This window comes from Nitrosospira sp. TNL200 (assembly GCF_055386305.1).
In genome coordinates this window covers 1041341-1062152 of record NZ_AP041003.1, presented here as the reverse complement: position 1 = coordinate 1062152, position 20812 = coordinate 1041341, and the positions used below count along the sequence as shown (strand labels likewise).

General features: G+C 55.8%; 20 protein-coding genes. 10 read left to right on the top strand and 10 right to left on the bottom strand.

Going from position 1 to position 20812, the window contains the following annotated elements; all coding sequences use genetic code 11:
• The first annotated feature begins 43 nt into the window (after positions 1-43).
• Positions 44-1045, top strand: a complete 1002-nt coding sequence (locus ACZ5CE_RS04725) for a zinc-dependent alcohol dehydrogenase family protein (RefSeq protein WP_464576665.1) — start codon at positions 44-46, stop codon at positions 1043-1045.
• A gap of 122 nt (positions 1046-1167) precedes the next feature.
• Here ACZ5CE_RS04725 and ACZ5CE_RS04720 read toward each other — a convergent pair whose 3' ends face one another.
• Positions 1168-2667, bottom strand: coding sequence for a M17 family metallopeptidase (locus tag ACZ5CE_RS04720; RefSeq protein WP_464576664.1), 1500 nt, complete (start codon positions 2665-2667; stop codon positions 1168-1170).
• Between the two features lie 136 nt (positions 2668-2803).
• Between ACZ5CE_RS04720 and ACZ5CE_RS04715 the strand changes: the two genes are divergently transcribed.
• Positions 2804-3598 carry a thymidylate synthase gene (locus ACZ5CE_RS04715; protein ID WP_464576663.1) on the top strand — a complete coding sequence of 265 codons (795 nt, stop codon included), beginning with the start codon at positions 2804-2806 and terminating at the stop codon, positions 3596-3598.
• A gap of 29 nt (positions 3599-3627) precedes the next feature.
• Complete coding sequence (locus tag ACZ5CE_RS04710) at positions 3628-4113, top strand: dihydrofolate reductase (RefSeq protein WP_464576662.1); 486 nt, start codon at positions 3628-3630, stop codon at positions 4111-4113.
• A 75-nt stretch (positions 4114-4188) separates the two neighbouring features.
• Here the strand turns inward: ACZ5CE_RS04710 and ACZ5CE_RS04705 are convergent, their stop codons facing one another.
• The 4 genes from ACZ5CE_RS04705 to apbC all read right to left on the bottom strand — a co-directional run bounded on the left by ACZ5CE_RS04705 (position 4189) and on the right by apbC (position 7702).
• Positions 4189-4374: a hypothetical protein gene (locus ACZ5CE_RS04705; protein WP_464576661.1), complete on the bottom strand. Its 186-nt coding sequence runs from the start codon at positions 4372-4374 to the stop codon at positions 4189-4191.
• Between the two features lie 101 nt (positions 4375-4475).
• Positions 4476-5651 carry a type III PLP-dependent enzyme gene (locus ACZ5CE_RS04700; protein WP_464576660.1) on the bottom strand — a complete coding sequence of 392 codons (1176 nt, stop codon included), beginning with the start codon at positions 5649-5651 and terminating at the stop codon, positions 4476-4478.
• Positions 5652-6016: 365 nt separating this feature from the next.
• Positions 6017-6583 (bottom strand): dCTP deaminase, encoded by a 567-nt coding sequence (dcd, locus tag ACZ5CE_RS04695; RefSeq protein ID WP_464576659.1) that lies wholly within the window; start codon positions 6581-6583, stop codon positions 6017-6019.
• Between the two features lie 30 nt (positions 6584-6613).
• A complete protein-coding gene (apbC, locus tag ACZ5CE_RS04690) occupies positions 6614-7702 on the bottom strand; it encodes an iron-sulfur cluster carrier protein ApbC (RefSeq protein ID WP_464576658.1) in 1089 nt (362 codons plus the stop codon).
• Between the two features lie 361 nt (positions 7703-8063).
• Between apbC and metG the strand changes: the two genes are divergently transcribed.
• From metG to ACZ5CE_RS04660, 6 genes are all read left to right on the top strand, one after another.
• Positions 8064-10271 carry a methionine--tRNA ligase gene (gene metG / locus ACZ5CE_RS04685; protein ID WP_464576657.1) on the top strand — a complete coding sequence of 736 codons (2208 nt, stop codon included), beginning with the start codon at positions 8064-8066 and terminating at the stop codon, positions 10269-10271.
• 291 nt (positions 10272-10562) lie between these two features.
• Positions 10563-13352, top strand: a complete 2790-nt coding sequence (locus ACZ5CE_RS04680; RefSeq protein ID WP_464576656.1) for a bifunctional diguanylate cyclase/phosphodiesterase — start codon at positions 10563-10565, stop codon at positions 13350-13352.
• A 301-nt stretch (positions 13353-13653) separates the two neighbouring features.
• Complete coding sequence (locus ACZ5CE_RS04675) at positions 13654-14418, top strand: glutathione S-transferase family protein (protein WP_464576655.1); 765 nt, start codon at positions 13654-13656, stop codon at positions 14416-14418.
• A 3-nt stretch (positions 14419-14421) separates the two neighbouring features.
• Complete coding sequence (gene gshB, locus ACZ5CE_RS04670; RefSeq protein WP_464576654.1) at positions 14422-15384, top strand: glutathione synthase; 963 nt, start codon at positions 14422-14424, stop codon at positions 15382-15384.
• Between the two features lie 4 nt (positions 15385-15388).
• On the top strand, positions 15389-16318 hold the full coding sequence (locus ACZ5CE_RS04665; protein ID WP_464577428.1) for an ABC transporter ATP-binding protein: 930 nt from the start codon (positions 15389-15391) through the stop codon (positions 16316-16318).
• Entirely contained in the window at positions 16315-17070 is a 756-nt protein-coding gene (locus ACZ5CE_RS04660) for an ABC transporter permease (RefSeq protein ID WP_464576653.1), read from the top strand. Before ACZ5CE_RS04665 ends, ACZ5CE_RS04660 begins: the two co-directional genes overlap by 4 nt.
• 50 nt (positions 17071-17120) lie before the next feature.
• On the opposite strand, the gene ACZ5CE_RS04655 is transcribed toward ACZ5CE_RS04660, so the two are convergent.
• Together ACZ5CE_RS04655 and ACZ5CE_RS04650 are read right to left on the bottom strand one after the other, a co-directional pair.
• Entirely contained in the window at positions 17121-17510 is a 390-nt protein-coding gene (locus ACZ5CE_RS04655; protein ID WP_464576652.1) for a winged helix-turn-helix transcriptional regulator, read from the bottom strand.
• Between the two features lie 216 nt (positions 17511-17726).
• A complete protein-coding gene (locus ACZ5CE_RS04650; RefSeq protein ID WP_464576651.1) occupies positions 17727-18149 on the bottom strand; it encodes a hypothetical protein in 423 nt (140 codons plus the stop codon).
• A 308-nt stretch (positions 18150-18457) separates the two neighbouring features.
• On the opposite strand from ACZ5CE_RS04650, the gene ACZ5CE_RS04645 reads away from it, so the two are divergent.
• The gene (locus ACZ5CE_RS04645) at positions 18458-18595 is read left to right on the top strand and encodes a hypothetical protein (protein WP_464576650.1); all 138 of its coding nucleotides are present in this window, start codon (positions 18458-18460) and stop codon (positions 18593-18595) included.
• A gap of 60 nt (positions 18596-18655) precedes the next feature.
• Here the strand turns inward: ACZ5CE_RS04645 and ACZ5CE_RS04640 are convergent, their stop codons facing one another.
• From ACZ5CE_RS04640 to ACZ5CE_RS04630, 3 genes are all read right to left on the bottom strand, one after another.
• Positions 18656-19123, bottom strand: coding sequence for a universal stress protein (locus ACZ5CE_RS04640; RefSeq protein ID WP_464576649.1), 468 nt, complete (start codon positions 19121-19123; stop codon positions 18656-18658).
• Positions 19124-19424: 301 nt separating this feature from the next.
• Positions 19425-20084, bottom strand: a complete 660-nt coding sequence (locus tag ACZ5CE_RS04635; protein WP_464576648.1) for an urea amidolyase associated protein UAAP2 — start codon at positions 20082-20084, stop codon at positions 19425-19427.
• A complete protein-coding gene (locus ACZ5CE_RS04630; protein ID WP_464576647.1) occupies positions 20081-20809 on the bottom strand; it encodes an urea amidolyase associated protein UAAP1 in 729 nt (242 codons plus the stop codon). Before ACZ5CE_RS04630 ends, ACZ5CE_RS04635 begins: the two co-directional genes overlap by 4 nt.
• Positions 20810-20812: the final 3 nt, after the last annotated feature.

Genomic DNA, 20812 nt, shown 5'->3' with positions numbered 1-20812 from the left:
GGCCGCGCACCCTTTTCTATCTGGACAAGCATATGAAAATATCATGAGAGCCATATTGATGGATGCGCCTGGCGGGCCGGAAGTGCTGGCCGTCGCCGATGTTCCGGCGCCGGTGATTTCCACGCCGTCCGGCGTGCTGGTGAAAAACCATGCCGCCGGAATCAATCCGATAGATACGAAAGTGCGCAAGCGCAATATGTATTATCCGGAGAAGCTGCCTGCCATTCTGGGCTGTGATGGCGCGGGGGTGGTGGAGGCAACCGGAAGCGCGGTTACCCGCGTACGCCGGGGAGACGAAGTGTTCTTTTTCAACAATGGCCTGGGCTACCCGCCAGGAACGTATGCCGAATATGCGGTGGTGGACGAAGACTATCTGGCATTGAAGCCGCGCAATATCTCCATGGTGGAAGCTGCAGCCTTGCCGCTCGCGCTCATCACCGCCTGGGAAGCGCTGGTAATCCGCGGCGACCTGAAAGAAGGTCAGTCGGTGCTGATCCACGCGGGCGCGGGCGGCGTCGGCCACATCGCCATACAGCTTGCCCGTTATTTCGACGCGGTGATCGCCACCACCGTTTCAAGTCCCCTCAAGGCAGAGCTGGCGCAATCCCTGGGCGCAGAACTGATCATCGACTATACCAGGGAGGATTTTGCCGCAGCCGCGTTGAACTGGACTGGAGGCCTGGGAGTAAGGCTCGTGGTGGATACCGTCGGCGGCGACACCTTCTGCAAATCCTTCGCCGCGACGCGGCTGTACGGCCGCGTGGTGACGCTGCTTTCCACCGCCTGTGAAATCGATTGCATCAATACCGCGCGACTGCGCAACCTGAGCATCGGCTACGTGCAAATGACAGCCCCGCTCTATTTCGGCATGCACCTCGCGCGCCTGGCGCAGACGCGCATACTGGAACGCGGGGCGAAACTGGTCGAGCAGGGATTGCTTAAAGTGCACGTCGATCGCGTGCTGCCGCTGGAAGAAGCAGCCGAGGCGCATCGCCTCATCGAATCAGGCCACGCCGTGGGCAAGATTGTGCTGCAGATTGAATGAGAACCACCATTCTGATGCTTCGAGCGATGCGGTCTACTTCAGTCCCCTGCGCGGTGGACCTCAAGGATTCTTCAGGGGGAAGGGAATGTTGAAAATCCAATAATCGGGACCAATCGAAAGGATTATTCAAGATTCTCCAGCATCGCCAGCCCCCACCCCACACCAAATCCGGTAACGTCGCTTCCCACCGCGCCCAGTCCGCCCTTGCAACTGCTGGCCGAAAGATCCATGTGTATCCATGGCCCGTCGCCTGCAAAACGTCCCAGGAAACGCGCGGCGAGTATATGGTCCGCATCGCCTTCGAGAGAGCATTGCTTGATGTCGGCAATCCTGCTTTCCAGTTCTTCGTCATAATCGGCATCCATCGGAAATGGCCATATTCTCTCGCCGCTGGATTTTCCCGCCGAGCCCGCTTTTTCCAGCAATTCCTCCCGGTTCGCGAAAATCCCGCTGTAACGGCATCCCAGCGCGGTATGCATGGTACCCGTGAGCGTGGCAAAATCGATCATCAGATCCGGCTTCTTCCTAGATGCCAGCGTCAGGGTATCCGCCAGCACCATTCTGCCTTCCGCATCGGTGTGGATGATCTCGATGGTTGTCCCCTGCAGCGCCGTGATAACGTCATTCTGCTTATAGGCGCGCGGACTGATGTGATTCTGTGCGATGGCAAGCCAGCAATCGATATCCACCGGCAGGTCAAGACGCGTTGCAGCGAGCAGAATGCCGAGGGCAACCGCCGAACCGTTCATGTCCTCGTGCATGCCATGCATGTATTTCGGTGGCTTCAGGTTATGGCCGCCCGTGTCGAAGCAGATGCCCTTGCCCACCAGCGCGACGCTTTTGGCGGTCTTGATGGTCCTGGCGGTTTTAGCGGAGCGGGCCGCCCGCCGCTTCACATGCACGATAGCGGCATCCTCCGGGTCGCTGCCCTGGGCCACCGCCACGAAGGCCCCCGCACCCATCTTGCGCAAAGCCTTGACGTCGAATTCCCGGCATTTCCAGCCTTCTCTCCCCGCGAACTCCCTGATTTTTGCTCTATAAATTGCCGGGGTCAGTTCATTGGGAGGCAGCATGGTGAGGGAACGGGTCAACAGATTGCCTTCTGCCCTGGCGTACGCCGCTGCAAATCCATCCGCATTCCTGCAGCCATGCAGCACGATTCTGGCCAATGGCTTTCCTGACTCGCTTTTTCCGCCCGTTTTACGCGAAGGGAGTTCCGCCCCGTTGACCAGGGCGACATATATTGCCCATTCCGCCACATCCCGTGTTTCCCGCCCATCGCCATAGACTGCGAGATGAATTTCCGCCGGCTTTTCTTCCAGCAGCAGCCGCACCGCCTTGCGCAGGCGCGTTTGCTGCTCGAAAGGGGGTTGCGCCGGATCCACGATGACCCAGGCACACAAAGCGCCTCTCTCGATCGTGGCCGATAGCGGTGTCTCGTCCATCTCGCGCCACGTCATCTTGCGCCGCGCCAGGAGGTCTGCGAGCGCCTGCCTGCCTGCATACTCGAAACCCGGAGATTCGCCTGGAGAATTGCCCGCCCCGGGCAGCACCACGAGAATATGCCGGGCGGATCCGGGCTGTATCAAGGGAGAAGCATGCTGTATCAGTTTTGCGAGCATTTGACGGTCGATGCTGGTTTATTGCGGTGGGTCAACCCTGAATGCAAGGGTAGAGGCTCTCTCTACACCATGCACCATGGAGCAGCATGCTATTATATACGGTCGATCCATATCCCGCTTATCGCAGCCCATAGCCGTGCGTCAATATCTCGATTTAATGCGACATGTTCTCGTGCACGGCCACCGCAAGTCCGATCGGACAGGTACTGGCACGCTTTCGATATTCGGCCACCAGATGCGTTTCGATCTGGCGGAAGGCTTCCCGCTGCTCACTACCAAGAAATGCCATCTGAAATCCATCATCCACGAACTGCTCTGGTTTTTAAGGGGAGATACCAATGTCAAATCCCTGAACGAACAGGGAGTGACGATCTGGGATGAATGGGCGGATAAAAATGGCGACCTCGGGCCGATATATGGCCAGCAGTGGCGTTGCTGGCCCAGCCCGGAAGGGCGATGCATCGACCAGATCGCGCAAGTGATCGAGCAAATCGAGAATATGCCCGACTCCCGCCGCATGGTGGTGTCATCCTGGAACGTGGGAGAATTACATGAAATGAAACTGGCGCCATGCCATGCACTGTTCCAGTTCTACGTCGCCGGCAACAGGCTTTCATGCCAACTCTACCAGCGCAGCGCCGACATTTTCCTGGGCCTGCCGTTCAACATCGCATCCTATGCCCTGCTCACGCTGATAGTGGCGCAGCATTGCAACCTGGAGCCCGGGGATTTCGTCCACACCCTGGGCGATGCCCACCTGTACCTCAACCATCTGGATCAGGCGCGGGAGCAACTGGAGCGGGAACCGAAAAAACTGCCAACAATGAAGCTGAATCCATCGGTGAAAAGCATTTTCGATTTCAGCTATGAGGATTTCACCCTTGAAGGCTATGATCCTCACCCGGCAATCAAGGCGCCGGTGGCGGTATGATCCCGCGGCGACTTTCCATCTTGGCAGCGATGGCGCGCAATCGCGTCATCGGCAAAGACAATGCCCTGCCATGGCGGCTTTCCCCGGACCTGAAGCGCTTCAAGGCGCTCACGATGGGGCATCCCATCATCATGGGACGGAAAACCTTCGAATCCATCGGCAGGGCGTTGCCCGGCCGCACTTCGATTGTCGTCACCCACCAATCGGGATATGAGGCCGAAGGCGCCGCCGTGGTGCATTCCATCGCCACGGCGTTGCGGGAATGCTATAAAAATACGGACTCCACGGAAACCTTCATCATTGGGGGAGCCGAAATATTCCAGCAAACCCAGCCTGTATGCGACCGGATGTATATTACCGAGATACAGGCGGATTACGAGGGAGATGTGTTATTTCCCGAATTCGACCACGCTGAATGGATCGAAACCTCCAGGGAAAAACACCGGATGGACGAAGATGGGCTGGAATACCATTTCGTCGTGTTTGACCGCAGGACGGACCTGGGCTCGCGCTGAGCGCTGTACCGACGCGCTGCTTACTGTATACGGTGAGAGGCGAAAGGATGTCCGAGGAAACGCTCATAAAGCAGCTTAATTTTCCTTAAATTGCTGGCCCAGCCGCAATATGATGATAGCATCGACAGCGCGCAGCACGTTCATGAGTGCCGCCAGATCGATACGATCCGCCTTGGCGCCGCTCACCGTGCCCTCGAAAATGCGCAACGCGCCGTTGTCTTCAAGACAGGCGTGTGTCCTCGTGGCGCGAGCCACGCACACGGTTGGCGTCTTCCTTCATCGCCACCTCAAATTCATAATCAAAAATGGCTGAACAGCGGGAACACCGTTCAGCCATTCGCATACCACTGCTTGCTGTCGCCCTACAACACCATCACTTCGGGCAGCGGAAAACCATTGAAGTTGCTTGCATAGGCTGTCGTATAGGCGCCCGCATTGGGAATATAAATGAAATCGCCTTCCTCGATGTCTTCCGGCAGCATCTCATCGCGCATCAGGATATCCACTGAATCGCAAGTCGGCCCTGCCACGGACCAGGGGATACTTTTCCCTGAGCGGTCAGAAAAAATCTGATAGCTCAAACCTTCGGTGACTTCGATCACCCCGCCGAACATGCCTGCGTCCCAATACATCCAGCGCTTGCCATTGCGAGTCGCTGTGCCGACAACGCGGCAAACGAAATAGGCCGCGTCGGAAACGAGGTAGCGGCCGGGCTCGGCCATGACGCGAATATCCCCGGGTAAGTCCGCAAGGGCCTCGTTCACCACTTCGCCTATCACTTCGATCGAGGGTATCGGCTTGACATGCCGCACCGGGTAGCCACCGCCTATGTTGAGCAGGCGAGGTGTCAGTCCGGCGCCACGCATGTCGGCAAAGACCTTTTTTGCCCGCTCGATGCCCACGCGCCAATTCTGAGGGTTGCGGCATTGGGAACCCACGTGAAAGGTCACGCCCGAAAGGTCGGCTCCAAGGGCTGCCGCTTCTGCGATGATGCCCTCGATCTCGGCGGCATGCGTGCCAAACTTGCCGGCAAGCGGCCAATCGCTGCCGATGTTGGGCGTGTCGATGCGAAGGTACATTTTCGCGTCCGGCTTGACGCTGACGATCTTGCGCAGTTCCTCGACGCTGTCGAGCACATACCATTCCACTCCCATGGAAGCGGCATACTTTAAGTATTCACGCGATTTCATCGGATTGCTGTAATAGATTTCGGCGGCCGGAACGCCCAATCCCATCAGCAGATCGAGTTCAGAAATGGAGGCGATTTCAAACCCGACCCCTTCCTCGATCAGGACCTTCAAAACGCGCGGATCGGGATTGGCCTTGACGGCATAGTGCGGATGCACGCGAGGCATCGCAGCTTTGAAACGGCGGGCTTTGGTGCGGACGATATTGCTGTCTACCAGCAGGAACGGCTTGCTGTAACCCTTCTTCAGGGCTGACTGGACATGCTGGAAATCGAGACTGACTTCAGGATGGGTGTCGAATATGGAGTTGGCTTCTACGTCCTGGCGTAGAGCGGCAGTGTGCAGTTTCATGATGTCCCCCTTTGGAGGTGCTACGTTACGGGAATATGGATGTTTACGAGATCGGCCGTATCCCAATAGTTTGCTTTGCTTGTCATGATGACCTCCTGTGCGCTCGCATTGAAAAAAAGCGGATTATAGACTTGATCGCGCGGGAATCAAGTATTTTTTTTGAGTCATGAAAAATCATATGGTTCAACGAATTTCGCGCGCCATCTCTGGCGATGGAAGGCATGATCCCCATGCAAAAATGCACCGCTCCGAAAGAGAAATGAAGGGGAGATATGACGATGCGCTTATGGCGATTTCCGCAAAAACCTTGTTTGTTTTTTTCACATCCCAGGGCGTAGGCGGGAGGACGGAACTTGCCCTTGCGATCAGATCTTGGGCAAGGTTACGCCATTTTGCCCCTGGTATTTTCCGCCGCGATCCTTGTACGACACTTCGCACACCTCGTCGGACTCGAAGAAAATGACCTGGGCGACGCCCTCATTGGCGTAAATCTTTGCGGGAAGCGGGGTGGTGTTGGAGAATTCCAGGGTGACATATCCCTCCCACTCGGGCTCGAAGGGCGTGACATTCACAATGATGCCGCAGCGGGCATAAGTGGATTTCCCCAGGCAGATGGTGAGGATATTACGGGGAATGCGGAAGTACTCGACGGTGCGCGCCAGCGCGAAGGAATTAGGGGGAATAAGGCAGATATCGCTTTTTACATCGACAAAGGAATTCGAATCGAAATTTTTGGGATCGACGATGGCCGAGTTGATGTTGGTGAACAGCTTGAATTCGTCCGAGCAGCGAATATCGTAACCATAGCTGGAAGTGCCATAGGAAACGATGCTGCGGCCGTTCACATGCTTGATCTGGCCCGGCTCGAATGGTTCGATCATGCCTCGTTCCGCGGCCATGCGACGGATCCATCTGTCAGACTTTATGCTCATGTTTTTTCCAGGAAAACAGGTTATCGGGAATCAGGTATCCTGGATCACGATCTTTGCGAACAAGGCGGAATGATCCAGGGACAGATTGTCGACCTTGACCGCGAGCCGCCGGGCAATGCTCCGGTAAATCTCCGCCACCCGTCCATCGGGCTCCGCGACCACCGAGGGCCTGCCCGAGTCGGTATGCTCCCTGATCCGGATGTCAAGCGGGAGAGCGCCGAGCAATTCCACGTCGTAATCCCTGCACATTTTTTCGCCCCCGCCTTCGCCGAAAATATGCTCCTCATGGCCGCAACGAGAGCAGATATGGGTACTCATGTTTTCCACGATCCCCAGGATGGGGATGCCGACCTTCTGGAACATCTTGAGCCCCTTGCGCGCATCCAGCAACGCGATATCCTGCGGCGTGGTAACGATGACAGCGCCCGTCACCGGCACCTTCTGGGCGAGGGTCAACTGGATATCGCCGGTACCCGGCGGCATGTCCACCACGAGGTAATCCACGTCGTTCCAGCGCGTATCGTTCAATAGCTGCTGCAATGCCTGCGTCACCATAGGCCCGCGCCACACCATGGGCGTTTCCGCATCGATCAGGAACCCGATGGACATGGCCTGGATGCCATGCGCCTTCATCGGCACGATGCTTTTTCCATCCGGAGACTCGGGACGGCCGGTGATTCCAAGCATTTGGGGCTGCGACGGCCCGTAAATGTCCGCATCCAGTATGCCGACCGAAGCACCTTCCGCCGCCAATGCCAGCGCCAGATTCACGGCGGTCGCCGACTTGCCCACACCGCCCTTCCCGGATGCGACGGCGATGATATTCTTGACGCCCGGAATGAGCTTCACGCCGCGCTGCACGCTATGAGAAACGATTTTGCTCGATATATTGACAGTTACGCCGCCAATGCCCGGAATGGTTCCAAGCTTGTCAGCCACCTGCTTGCGTATGCTTTCGGCCACGCTTTTCCCGGGATACCCCAGCACGATGTCGAGCGAGACATCGCTGCCATCGATGCGAATATTTCGGGCCTCGTTGGTGCTCACATAATCCTTGCCGGTGCTGGCATCGGTTATTTCCTTGAGGGCAAGCTGAACCTGCTGTTCGGTGATAGGCACTTTGCGCTCCTTGCGGCATGATATGGATGAATAACTTTGGGAAGAGCTGAACAAATCCCCGCTGGCGCCTGATGCTCGTCCCGATTTTAACAGCAACGCATCCAGCGGGGATTTGTTCAGCTCTTCCCTTGAATACTAACAAATTTCGATGTTGCGAGTCATGATGGCTGATAGGACCGAAGACCCGGGCATGATCCAACGCTGCATCATCCGCACGCCTTCCGGCTGAACCAGCGATAGCGGATCCGGACCCTGCAGACAGCAGGCGGAAGATGGCCATCGCTTGCCTTCCTTCAGTTTCAACAGACCTCTACCGCCACAGTTTGTTACAATTGCGTCTGGTATATTCAATAGCTGATTGATGAAAAAGCGAAAAATTCTCGTTACCTCCGCTCTCCCCTACGCCAACGGCAGCATTCATCTCGGCCATCTGGTGGAATACATCCAGACGGATATCTGGGTGCGTTTCCAGAAAATGCAGGAACACGAGGTTCACTACGTGTGCGCGGACGACACGCATGGCACGCCGGTTATGCTGCGCGCCGAGCAGGAGGGGATTACGCCCAAGCAGTTGATCGACCGGATGTGGGCCGAACACAAGGCTGACTTTGACGGTTTCCAGGTCGGTTTCGACCACTACTACACCACCGATTCCAGTGAGAACCAGGCGTATTGCGAAGATATCTACCGCCAGCTCGAGGCAAAAGGATTGATCGTCAAGCGTTCCGTGGAGCAGTTCTACGATCCCGTCAAGGAAATGTTCCTGCCCGACCGGTATATCAAGGGCGAATGCCCGAACTGCCATGCCAGCGACCAGTACGGCGACTCGTGCGAAGCATGCGGCGCCACTTACTCGCCTACCGACCTCATCAATCCCTACTCAGCGGTGTCGGGAGCAGCCCCGCAGCGCCGGGCATCCCAGCACTACTTTTTCAAGCTTTCGGACATGCGCTGCAAGGTTTTCCTGGAAAAATGGGTTTTTGAATCCCTCCCCAGCCTGCCTGGCTCCACCGAAACGCGTTCGCGGCTGCAGCCTGAAGCAGCGAACAAGATGAATGAATGGCTGTCATCCGGCCTTGCCGATTGGGATATCTCGCGGGATGCTCCCTATTTCGGTTTCCCCATTCCCGGCACCGCCCGCCAGAAATTTTTCTATGTCTGGCTGGACGCCCCCGTGGGCTATTTCGGCAGCTTCAGGAATTATTTCCAGATGCATCGGCGGACCGAGGCAGACATCGATGAATTCCTGCGTCCGGGCGGCGATACGGAGATGATCCATTTCATCGGCAAGGACATCCTGTACTTTCACGCCCTGTTCTGGCCAGCGATGCTTGAGTTCTCGGGTTACCGCACGCCCACCCAGGTCTACGCCCACGGATTTCTTACCGTCAATGGACAAAAAATGTCCAAATCGCGGGGAACCTTCATTACCGCGGACAGCTATTTGAAGCAGGGCCTGAATCCGGAATGGTTGCGCTATTATTACGCGGCGAAGCTCAATGACAATATGGAGGACATCGACCTCAATTTTGAAGACTTCGTCCTGCGCGTCAACAGCGACCTGGTGGGAAAGTACGTCAATATCGCCAGCCGGTGCTCCGGTTTCATTCTCAGGAAGTTTGGCGGCAAGCTGACGGACACGATTTCGGAGGGAAACAGGAAATGGTTCAACCGCTTTCTTTTCTGCCAGCTCAACGAGGAAGACACTTTTCTGGGACGCCACGTTTCCATCGCGCAATTCTATGACAGTCGCCAATTCAGCAAGGCGATCAAGGAAATCATGCTGGCTGCGGATGTCGCCAATCAATACGTGGACCGGATGAAACCGTGGGTTTTGGCGAAAAATGCCGAGATGGACGCCGAACTGCACGAAGTATGCAGCCTGGCGCTGAACATGTTCCGGATCCTGACGGTTTACCTGAAGCCGGTGCTGCCCAAGCTGGCCGCAGAAGCGGAAGGATTTTTACGCGTTCCTCCGCTTACCTGGAAAGACGCCAATTCACAGAACAGGCTGTTGCCAGACGGCCACCAGATCAGCGATTATCAGCACCTGATGGGCCGGCTCGATCAGGAACACATCGAACAGTTGATCGAAGCCAACAAAACGAGCCTCCAGCCGGCAATACAGCCAGGACAGGCCATGCAGTCCGCGCAGTCCACAGGCGCAGCCAAGAGCCCTTCTTCCGCACCCCCTTTTACAAAACAAGTAAAAAGAGAGAAAACGGAAACGAGTGACGGCCCCCTGGAAATTACGATCGACGATTTCACCCGCATCGATCTCAGGGTGGCGCGGATCATTCAGGCGGAGCAGGTGGAAGGAGCGGATAAGTTGCTGAAACTGACCCTGGATGTCGGCTCCGGACAGCGCACCGTGTTTGCCGGCATCAAACAGGCTTATGATGCCGAACGGTTGAAAGGCCGCCTCACCATACTCGTTGCCAACCTCGCGCCACGCAAAATGAAGTTCGGCATATCCCAGGGCATGGTCCTTGCTGCCGGAGACCAGGATGGCGGACCTTATCTCCTCCAGCCCGACACGGGGGCCCAGCCGGGCATGAGGGTGAAATAGCGTCCCACGATACTGCTTCGTCCCAAGTAGTCCGTTCTGATCCATTCCCGGTTGAACCTGAATCCGGCAATTGACCGCGCTTATCCGCAAATCCATGCCTGGTACCTGTAAAATTCTACAGCTTCCCAGAAGCCCAACGGCATGATGCAATAGATCATGTCATTTCCAAGTTACAAAATCTCCGCATAGATTTCAGCAGCAAATCCCGTCGCGCACATATTTCACCGTGGCGCCATTCACGTTTCAAGCGCATTTTCAAGCACATTACATGTAAAGACCGAAGCTCGAGGCATGTTGAGCAAACCCATCAGGAAACCCAGGATTCCGCGCCCGGGCCGCACCCCCCGTGCCTGGCGCAGCAAACCGACTGACGACGCTGCCCGTTCTGTCAGGCTTGTGCAGGGCCAGTGTCGCGTGCTGGAAATGATTGCTGCCGGCGCCCCGCTCCGCGAGACGCTCGCAGCGCTTGTGGGCGTGATCGAGACCGACATCGATGGAACGAGGGGTTCTATCCTTCTCCTCGATGAAAGCGGCAAATACCTGCGGCACATGGTCGCACCCTCACTGCCGGAAACGCTCCACCACCTGATAAATGGCTTTGAAATCGGCCCCGCCGCGGCATCCTGCGGCACGGCGGCTTATCGTGGTGAAGCCGTGATCGTCGAGGACACCGAGACCGATCCGCTCTGGGCACCTTACCGCGAGGTTGCAAGAGCGAACGGGTTGCGCGCCTGTTGGTCAACACCCATATTCGACCGCCAGCGCGCCGTGCTGGGGACATTCGCCATCTACCTGCGTATGGCCGCCCGCCCCTCACAGCGTCATCAGCACACCATCGAAATGGCCACCCATACTGCCGCCATTGCCATTACGCGGGACCGGGAGATACGGGCGTTGCAAGATGGCGAACGTGCCATCCGCAGCATCCTGGAAGGCATGATGATCGGCTTTGTCACGCTGGACCATAGCTGGCGGTTCACCTACGTCAATCCGAAGGCGGCGGAAATCCTCGACCGGAAGGCGGCGTCGCTGGTTGGCCGGAAGTACCTGGAAGCTTTTCCTGAGGCGGAAAATTCGCCGCTCGAGCTCACCTACCACAAGGTAATGGCCGAACGCGTCACCATGCATACCGAACATTATTTCTCCCCCTGGGACCGCTGGCTCGAGCAACGCGTCGATCCAACACCTGATGGCGGCATTTCAATCTTTTTCCAGGATACCACCGAGCGCAGGCTGCAATTGCGGAAGATTGAACACCTGGCTCGCGTCTACGCGGTACTGAGCGGCATCAACGCCCTCATGGTGCGTGAATGCGACCGTGAGTCACTATTCCGCGAGGCCTGCCGGATTGCTGTCGAGCAAGGCGATTTCCGCATGGCCTGGATAGGGATTATCGACCCGGCCTGCATGAAAATTGTTCCGGTCGCCTCGGCGGGTATAGAGGAGCAGCACCTGACTGCCCTCAAGAAACTCTTTTCACCGGGCACGGGCGCGGTGTCGGAAAACACCCTGGTCGCGCAGGCAATCGAGGGGAAAAAGGCAGTTGTATCCAACGACGTACAAAATGACCCCAAGATCCTGCTGCTCAGGAAATATGCCGGCCCCAGAGTCTGCTCGCTGGCTGTTTTACCGTTGATCGTTGCGGACAAATCCATAGGCGTGCTCACGCTGTATGCCGATCAAATCGAATTCTTCGAAGAAGAAGGGCTGAGGCTGCTGACGGAACTGGCCGGAGACATCTCGTTCGCAATCGATCACATTGCCAAACAGGCGCAGCTCGACTACCTGGCCTACTACGATGTCCTGACAGGACTTGCCAATCGCAGCCTATTCCTTGAGCGCGTGGCCCAGTACCTGCGCAGCGCTGCCAGCGGCGACTACAAGGTTGCCGTGGGCCTGATCGATCTGGAGCGGTTCAAGAACATCAATGACAGTCTTGGCCGGGCCGCCGGCGACGCGCTTCTGAAACAGGTGGGAGAACGGCTGACGCGCAGCCTGGGCGACGCCAACCTGGCGGCAAGAATAGGCGCGGATCATTTTGCCGTGGTGATGCCGGTAGTGGAAAATGAAGGAAACGTCATTGCGCTTTTGAGTAAGCGAATGGAGCCTCTGCTGAATCATCCCGTACAGTTGAGCGAAGGCGTGGTCCGGATTTCCTTCAAATGCGGAATAACGCTTTATCCCGACAACGGCACCGATGCCGAGACGCTGCTCAGAAATTGCGAAATTGCGCTCAGAAAGACCAAGGTCACCGGCGACCGGTACCTGCTCTATACAAAGGCAATGACCGCATCGACGGCCGACAAGCTGACTCTGGAAAACCAGTTGCGCCGGGCGATCGAAAATGAAGAATTCGTGCTCCACTATCAACCCAAGATCAACCTGGAGAGCGGCAAGCTTGTCGGTGCCGAAGCGCTGATCCGGTGGAACGACCCGCTCACGGGCCTGGTGCCGCCAGGCAGCTTTATCCCCGTCCTGGAAGAAACCGGATTGATCTATGAAGTCGGACGCTGGGCGTTGCACAAGTCCGTCGAAGATTATCTGCGCTGGCACGCAACGAATTTGTCCACCATGCGTATTGCGGTAAACGTATCGCCACTGCAGCTACGCCACCGCGATTTCGTTGATGAAATCAGGCGGGTAATAAGTATAAATGAGATTGCGGCAGCGGGATTAGAACTGGAGATTACTGAAAGCGTGATCATGGAAGATGTCAAACACAGCATCGTCAGCCTGAGAGCGATCCGCGCCATGGGCGTTACCATAGCCATAGACGACTTTGGCACCGGTTTTTCCTCGCTAAGCTACCTATCCAGACTACCCGTGGATACGCTCAAGATCGATCGCTCGTTCGTGACCGATATGACTGTCTCGCTGGAAGGGCTTGCGCTGGTATCAACTATCGTCACTCTGGCTCATGCCTTGAAGCTTAAAGTAGTAGCCGAGGGCGTCGAAACGGAGGAGCAGTTGCGTCTGCTGCGGTCATTGAACTGTAACGAAATGCAGGGATTTTTATTCAGCAGGCCGTTACCGAGCGAATCCTTCGAAACGAAATACCTGGCTCCATTGAATCGCCCCTGAGCAAAGGCATTTAATTGTATTTTATATTCCGCTGCCTCCTGAATCATGCAGCCACGGGATGACAGCATTATTTCAGCATCAGCTACCCTCGCCCTGTGGATGCCGATACGGTTTTTGAAATCGGCTCCGTCACCAAAGTTTCACAAAAAACCATTGACCATCCATACCCGGAGCTGCAAGATCTTTACTTGCATTTTGCAACCCCTTACGTTAGCATAGTTACTTTCAGTTTGAAAGTATCAGACACCTAAACACTGCCTGATCACATAGCCCAAACGACTGGAAAAACAGAAAGCGCATCGTGCCATCGCCTCGCTGCGCAAGGAACCGCAAGAACCAGACAGGGAGAATCGACGTGCTGACACTTTACCAGTTTGAACGCAGCTGGGGTAATCCCAACTTGAGCCATTTCTGCGTCAAGACCGAAACCTACCTCCGGATGGCAGGAATCGAATACGCCATCAGGACGACTCTTCCGCTGTTTGCGCCCAAGGGCAAATTGCCTTACATTGAGGATGAGGGGATAAAACTTGCGGACTCCCGTTTTATAGTCCGCTACTTGAAGACCCGGTATCGGGACCTGGATGAAGGGCTCAGCCAGGCTGAGCTTGCCCAATCGCTAGCGATGCAGCGGCTGATTGAGGAACACTTGTTCTGGGCCACCATGTATTCGCGGTGGCAATATACAGACAGCAACTGGCAAACCAACAAGCGGGCCATCTTTGGCGTCCTGCCGCCGGTCATCCGGGATCTTGCCGCGCTGGTTTATCGCCACAGGATCAAGCGGCAGATTTATGGCCATGGCCTGGGACGCCATTCGGCGGAAGAAGTTTTCGAGCTCGGCATGCAGGATATCGACGCACTATCGACCAGCCTCGGGGAAAAGGCATACTTCCTGGGAGACAAGCCGACCACGCTGGATGCCAGCGCATTCGGCTTCCTGCTCAACACCCTTGCCTGCCCGATCGAATCCCCGCTCAAGGAGCATGGCCTGTCAAAAAACAATCTGAGAAATTATGTTGAGCGTATCGGGAAACAATATTATCCGGACTTATACCTGGCCTGATCGATGAACCTTGCCTTCGTGCTCGACCACCTGGACTCGATCAGGACTTACAAGGACTCGAGCTTTGCCATGATGCGCGAAGCCGCTGCCCGGGGTCATCGCTTGTTTGCCCTGCAACAGGGTGGCCTGGCATGGAATGGAGAATGCGCCGTCGGGCATGCCCGCGCGCTGGATCTGGCTGGCACTGGGGAAGCAGTCGAAGGAAATTCCTGGTATCGGGCGTCGGACCCCGTTGAAACACCGCTGCATGAATTCGACGCCGTACTCATGCGCAAGGACCCCCCATTCGACATGGAGTACGTCTATAGCACCTATCTGCTGGAGCTGGCGCAGGATCGCGGCGCATGGGTCATCAACGACCCTCGGGCAGTGCGCGACCATAACGAAAAGCTCGCGATAGCGAAGTTTCCCCAATATATTGCACCAACCCTGGTAACGAGGCAGGAAGGATTGATTCGCGATTTTCTGGCCGAGCATGGCGACATCGTTTTGAAACCGCTCGACGGCATGGGCGGAACCAGCATATTCCGGATTCACAAGGAGGATCACAATATCGGCGTAATCATCGAAACGCTCACCCATTACGGCACCCGCACCATCATGGCACAACGGCATATCCCCGAAATTGCTCAGGGAGACAAGCGGGTTCTGCTGATCGCCGGAAAGCCCGTACCTTATTCGCTCGCCCGCATACCCAAGCTTGGCGAATCCCGCGGCAACCTCAACGTCGGGGGAACCGGCGTGGCCCGGGCTCTTACTCCTCGCGACCGGGAAATAGCCGATGCGCTAGGCCCGTATCTGCATGACAAGGGGATCATGCTGGCGGGCCTGGACATTATCGGCGATTATCTCACCGAAATAAATGTCACCAGTCCTACCTGCATGCGCGAAATCTGCAACCAGACCGGTTTTGACGCCGCTGCGATGATGGTGGATGCCATTGAGGATTCGCAGCCTGCGAGATGAATCGATGACCATCGCGATCGAAGTCAGGCAATTGCGCAAGCACTTCGGGTCCGTACGCGCCCTGGGCGGAATCGACCTTGACATCCGGAAAGGGGAATTTTTCGCCTTGCTAGGCCCTAACGGCGCGGGCAAAACCACCCTCATCAATATCATTGCAGGCTTGGCGCTGGCCGATAGTGGAAGCGTTCGCGTGATGGGATATGACGTCCGCTCGGACTATCGCGAAGCACGGCGCATGCTGGGGGTGGTTCCCCAGGAACTGGTGTTCGACCCGTTTTTTACTGTACGTGAGACGCTTACTATCCAGTCGGGCTATTACGGCTTGAAGAACAATGCTGGATGGATAGAAGAGATCATCCATAACCTGGATCTCGACGACAAGGCCGATGCGAACATGCGCTCATTGTCCGGTGGGATGAAGCGCCGCGTGCTGGTGGCCCAGGCACTGGTTCACAAGCCCCCCGTCATCGTGCTGGATGAACCCACGGCAGGCGTGGATGTGGAATTGCGCCAGGGATTATGGCGTTTCATCAAACAGCTGAATGGCAACGGGCACACCATCGTTCTCACTACCCATTATCTCGACGAAGCCGAGGCTTTATGCAGCAGGGTGGCAATGCTGAAGCAGGGAAATATCGTTGCGCTCGACAGCATAAAAAACCTTACCAATACCCTCTCCGGGTGCATGGTACGCCTCAGGCTGACGCCGGACATATTGCCCGCGCCGCTTCAACCCCTAGCGGACAATCATGAAGACGGGTGCCACCTCCTGGCCCTGGAGGATTATGCGCAACTGGAGGATGTACTGGCGGCGCTGCGCGCGGCACGCACCCAGGTAGTCGAGATGCAGGTATTACAGCCGGATCTGGAAGAAGTTTTCATGAAGATCATGAATACGGGCCAGGCGCTGGAACCACTTGCCACAGCGCGATGACCGGTTTTCTGACGCTGCTCTACAAGGAGTTGCTCCGGTTCTGGAAGGTAGGGTTCCAGACAGTATTCGCACCCGTGGTGTCGACGCTGCTTTACCTCATGATCTTTTCGCACGTGCTGGAAGACCACGTGCAGGCGTATCCCGGTGTGCCCTATACCGTCTTTCTTGCGCCCGGCCTCGTCATGATGGCCATGCTCCAAAACGCATTCGCAAACTCGTCATCCAGCCTCATCCAGTCCAAGGTTTCGGGCAATCTTGTCTTCATCCTGCTGTCGCCGCTTTCGTACACCGATATATTTTTAGCCTATGTGCTCGCATCGGTGATACGCGGACTTGCCGTGGGACTGGGTGTTTATGGAGTGACCGTCGCGTTTTTCGATATCCCGGTGCATTCACCCCTATGGATTCTCGCCTTCGCCTTGATGGGCAGCGCCTTCCTGGGATCGCTGGGAATCATAGCCGGAATCTGGGCGGAAAAATTCGATCAGCTTGCGGCATTCCAGAATTTCGTTATCCTGCCGCTGACATTTTTATCGGGGGTATTTTATACGATAAAGTCGCTGCCCGCCTTCTGGCAGGGATTGTCCCACCTGAATCCATTTTTCTACATGATCGATGGCTTCCGCTATGGATTCTTCAAGGCTTCGGATGTTTCGCCTTTTTTAAGCCTGGGAATCGTCGCGGCAGCCTTTCTGGCGGTATCGTGGCTGACGCTGCGAATGCTCAGGAGCGGCTACAAGATCCGGCATTGAAATGGGCCGCGCTCCCCACCAGCTGCGGATTTGAACTGCCGGAGTTTCTGCTAGGACTTCTCCATCTGGGGAAACACGACCGCGCCCGGATAATGCTCCTGGCCCCAGGAGGCAATAGCGGCCAGCACGGGCTTGAGGCTTTCCCCTTTCTTCGTAAGAAAATACTCGTAGCGCGCGGGGTTCTGCTGGTAGGCTCGCCTGGTGATGAGATCCGCGACTTCCAGCTTTTTCAGCCGGTCCGCCAGAATATTGGATGCGATTTTCTCCGCTGAGGAGATCAGTTCCTGGTAGCGCCTTTTGCCCAGTATCAGGTCGCGAATGATCAGCAGCGTCCACCGGTCGCCAAAGATATCCAGCGCATTGGTAATGGGACAGCACGAGCGCTCAAAAGCAACCGTAGCGGCCGCACCGTTGTCTGGCGTCTCATCGTCTTTCATCATTTCCCCATCAAGAATGGCACTCAGGGGGAATAATGTAAATCAGTTACTTGCTTTCTGCAAGAGTGTAGGGAACAAGCAGCGATTCTCCGCGCGAATTCTGTGGAGGCGAGGATGTGATATCGGCGTCCTACTGTCGGAGATGATGATGGGCAAACCCGTATGCCTTTTGCTGTTACTGATGCATCCGGATTTGCCTATTAAAACAAGCTGCTTTTATCAGTTGCTTCCTGTCTGGGGCATTTGCGCACCAGGGGTAGCGTAAGCGGGGTTCGGTTGCGCCATCTGGCGATGAGCAGCGGCTTCCTTCATATTTGACCGCGCAGCTTCTTCATACTTGCGTATCAATGCTGCGGTACGCGATTTCAAATTGTGGGATTGCCAGCCATAAAATTGTATCTGCTCATACTGTTCGAGCAGTCTCTTCTGTTCGTCAGCCTTTTGCTGCATTCCCTGTGCCGCAACCTCGAATTGCTGCGCTAATAAGTCATGCTCGCTTGGCGATACCACCGCCTGACTAGTTGATTGATCAGAAAAACTTTCCGCTTTTGCAGAGCTTGAAAATATGCCTGCGGCCAATAAAACAAGCGCGGACAAAACGATAAGGATATTCTGTTTATTTTTTCCGAGTGCCGTTGCCATTTTGATTCTCCTGTTCCCAATTGATTGAATCAATATCGGACGGATGGTCAGAGTTCTTTTGCTGCTGGACGAATGGTCAGAGTCCCCACACTGGACAGATGGTCAGAGTCCTGAAATGTGAGTCCATGCTAATTCCCACAGGAATAAAATGGTATTGGGGAAACCTTGATTTAATACTAAGGGAAACCCTGATTCTTAAGCTGGGATCGACGCGAGATATTGTTCTGCTTAGGAAACTTCTGGATCACGTGGAGAGTAATCTGGAAATCACTTGCCCCAGCGTTGAATTTCTACTTAGGAAGAGTGCTATGAAGAAGATAAGCCAATGCGAATCGGATATGGAAGATCCTGAAAAGACCGGAAGCGAACCTGCATCAGAAGGTTATGTCGGAGCAGTGTCGCCTCACAACTGGAAGAAGCAAGGCGGTCAAGATGTTCGGGGTTGAGGTCGTTGAAGCGCTGGAGAAGGAAGGCATCAAGCTCAGCAGCGGACGAGAAACCAGACCTCAGGTTTGTTGGTTTCCACCCGGCTTAACGGTCAGCACTGGACAGGGCGCATGCCTGATAACATACTCTGCTATGCTGCCCAAGCTCAAGTGGTTCCATCCCGTGTAGCCATGTGTGCCAAGAATAAGCAGATCGGTATTATGCCTCAGGGCAGCCAGGACGATTTCCTTGCCGGTGTCTCCTTCGACAAAAATCGTTTCGGTATGGACGCCAAAGGACCCCGCGAGCGCTTCGAGCGCCGCTTTCCCTTTTTGTCGGGTTTGCTCGATACTTGCCTGGACCCATTCCTCGAAGCCGGGGGTATAATAATAAGGCGAGGGCACCATCCAGCCACTGGGTTCAAATACATGCAGGATCTTGAGTTCTGCTCCAAGCACTTCTGTTATCCATCTCGCATACCCGGCAGCCTCCCCGGAAGCTTCGGAGAAATCAGTAGCCAGAATGATTTTTCGGATAAGTGGGTCCATATGTTAACTTCCTGTTGAGTGAGATTGAGCGGCCGCAATCGCAGGGTCAATACTGCGATCATCCATCCATAATAATCCGCATGACATATTCTCAATATGTTTGCTGTGGATTCTGCCAGGGAGGCGACCGGTGTATCTGAAGCCGTTGCCACAACGCACGGCAATGCGCTTCTTCTTCTAACTATCGGAACGTCAGTCCAGTAGCATATCGCGTCCAGTCAAGCTGGAAAGCCTGTCCGGACGTCCAATTCCCCCGCACGATACGCCTTGCGCATAAAAAGGCAATGTATGCGGGCCGGGATCAATCCCATACCAGCAAACGGATCGGAGTAGGGTTGTAGGCATTGCATGGATTGTTCAGCTGCGGGCAGTTCGAAATCAGCACCACCACATCCATCTCCACCTGCATCTCCACATATTTGCCCGGCGCAGAAACGCCATCCGCAAAATCCAGCCCGCCCTCTTCAGATACGGGTACGTTCATGAAAAAATTGATGTTGCTCGGTATATCGCGCTTGCTCATGTTCAATTGCTTGCATACCGGATCATGCGCCAATGCGTGAAGGAAGCTGTCGCGGCAGCTGTGCATCGGGTATTTCTCGAGCGCGTAGCGCGTCGTGTTGCTCTCCGCCGAGCAGGCGCCGCCTACCGTGTCGTGCCGCCCGCAGGTGTCGGCGATGATGGTGAGCATGACGTTGCCAAAGTTGGAGTAGAGCCGGCTGCCCGTGGTGAGGTACAGCATGTTCTGCCGGCGTACCGTATCGGTCGCGCTGTAGCGTTCTTCCGCGTCGTGGGCATTGTAGAACAGGGTATCCACCGCCTGGTTGCCCTCCAGGTCGACAATGCGGAACACCTGGCCTTTCTTCACTACCTTGACCCAGGGGTCTCCGGCAGCACATACCTCGTCCACCGCCGCGAGACGAGGTTCCAGTTTGCTTTCCACAAGGTTCTGCGCACTCATGCTTCACCTCCATGTGCATAAAAACGTTCAGTATTTTGCAGGCCACGCGCATTCTCTGCGATCTTCGTACACGCTGCGGCCACCTCAGGAGAGGTGACAAATGTCGCCAATTTGACTGCCCCGGGGTGATAGGTTCTAGAGGGATCCAGCGGATGAGGCGCTGCGGATAGCACCACCAGCGTATCCATCTCGAAACTCAGGTCCACGTAATCGCCCGCCTTGCTGCTACCGGGGTGAAACTCCAGTTCTCCGGATGAATTGGCGGTCACCTTGCTGAAGAAGTTGATGTTGGATACCACGTCGCGCATGCCCAGCCCCCACTTCCCCAATTCCACCAGCATCCCGTCCAGCCCGCTGCGAAACATTTCGTTGCGAAGCTCCTGGTACCGCCCTACGCCATATTTCTGGCGTATCAATTCCGCATCGCTCAAGCCGCATACCGTATCGTTCCAGCCCGTGGTGTCTTCCGTGATGCAGCAGAAAATGCGTCCCATGTCGGAATGGCAGGCGTGCCCCTTGGTCAGCCGGAAGGTATGCTGGCACTTCAGCGTGTCCGCCATGTTGTAGCGCTCCAGCTTCTCTTCCAGGTTATAGAAAAGCACTGCCGCGTTGGCTCCGCCCGCCATATCCGTCAGGCGCAGCGTCGTGCCGCGGCGGATGACGCCGGACCAGTGAGAACCCCCGGGAATGGCTTCTTTCCACAGAAATGTATTTGGATTTTTCATTTT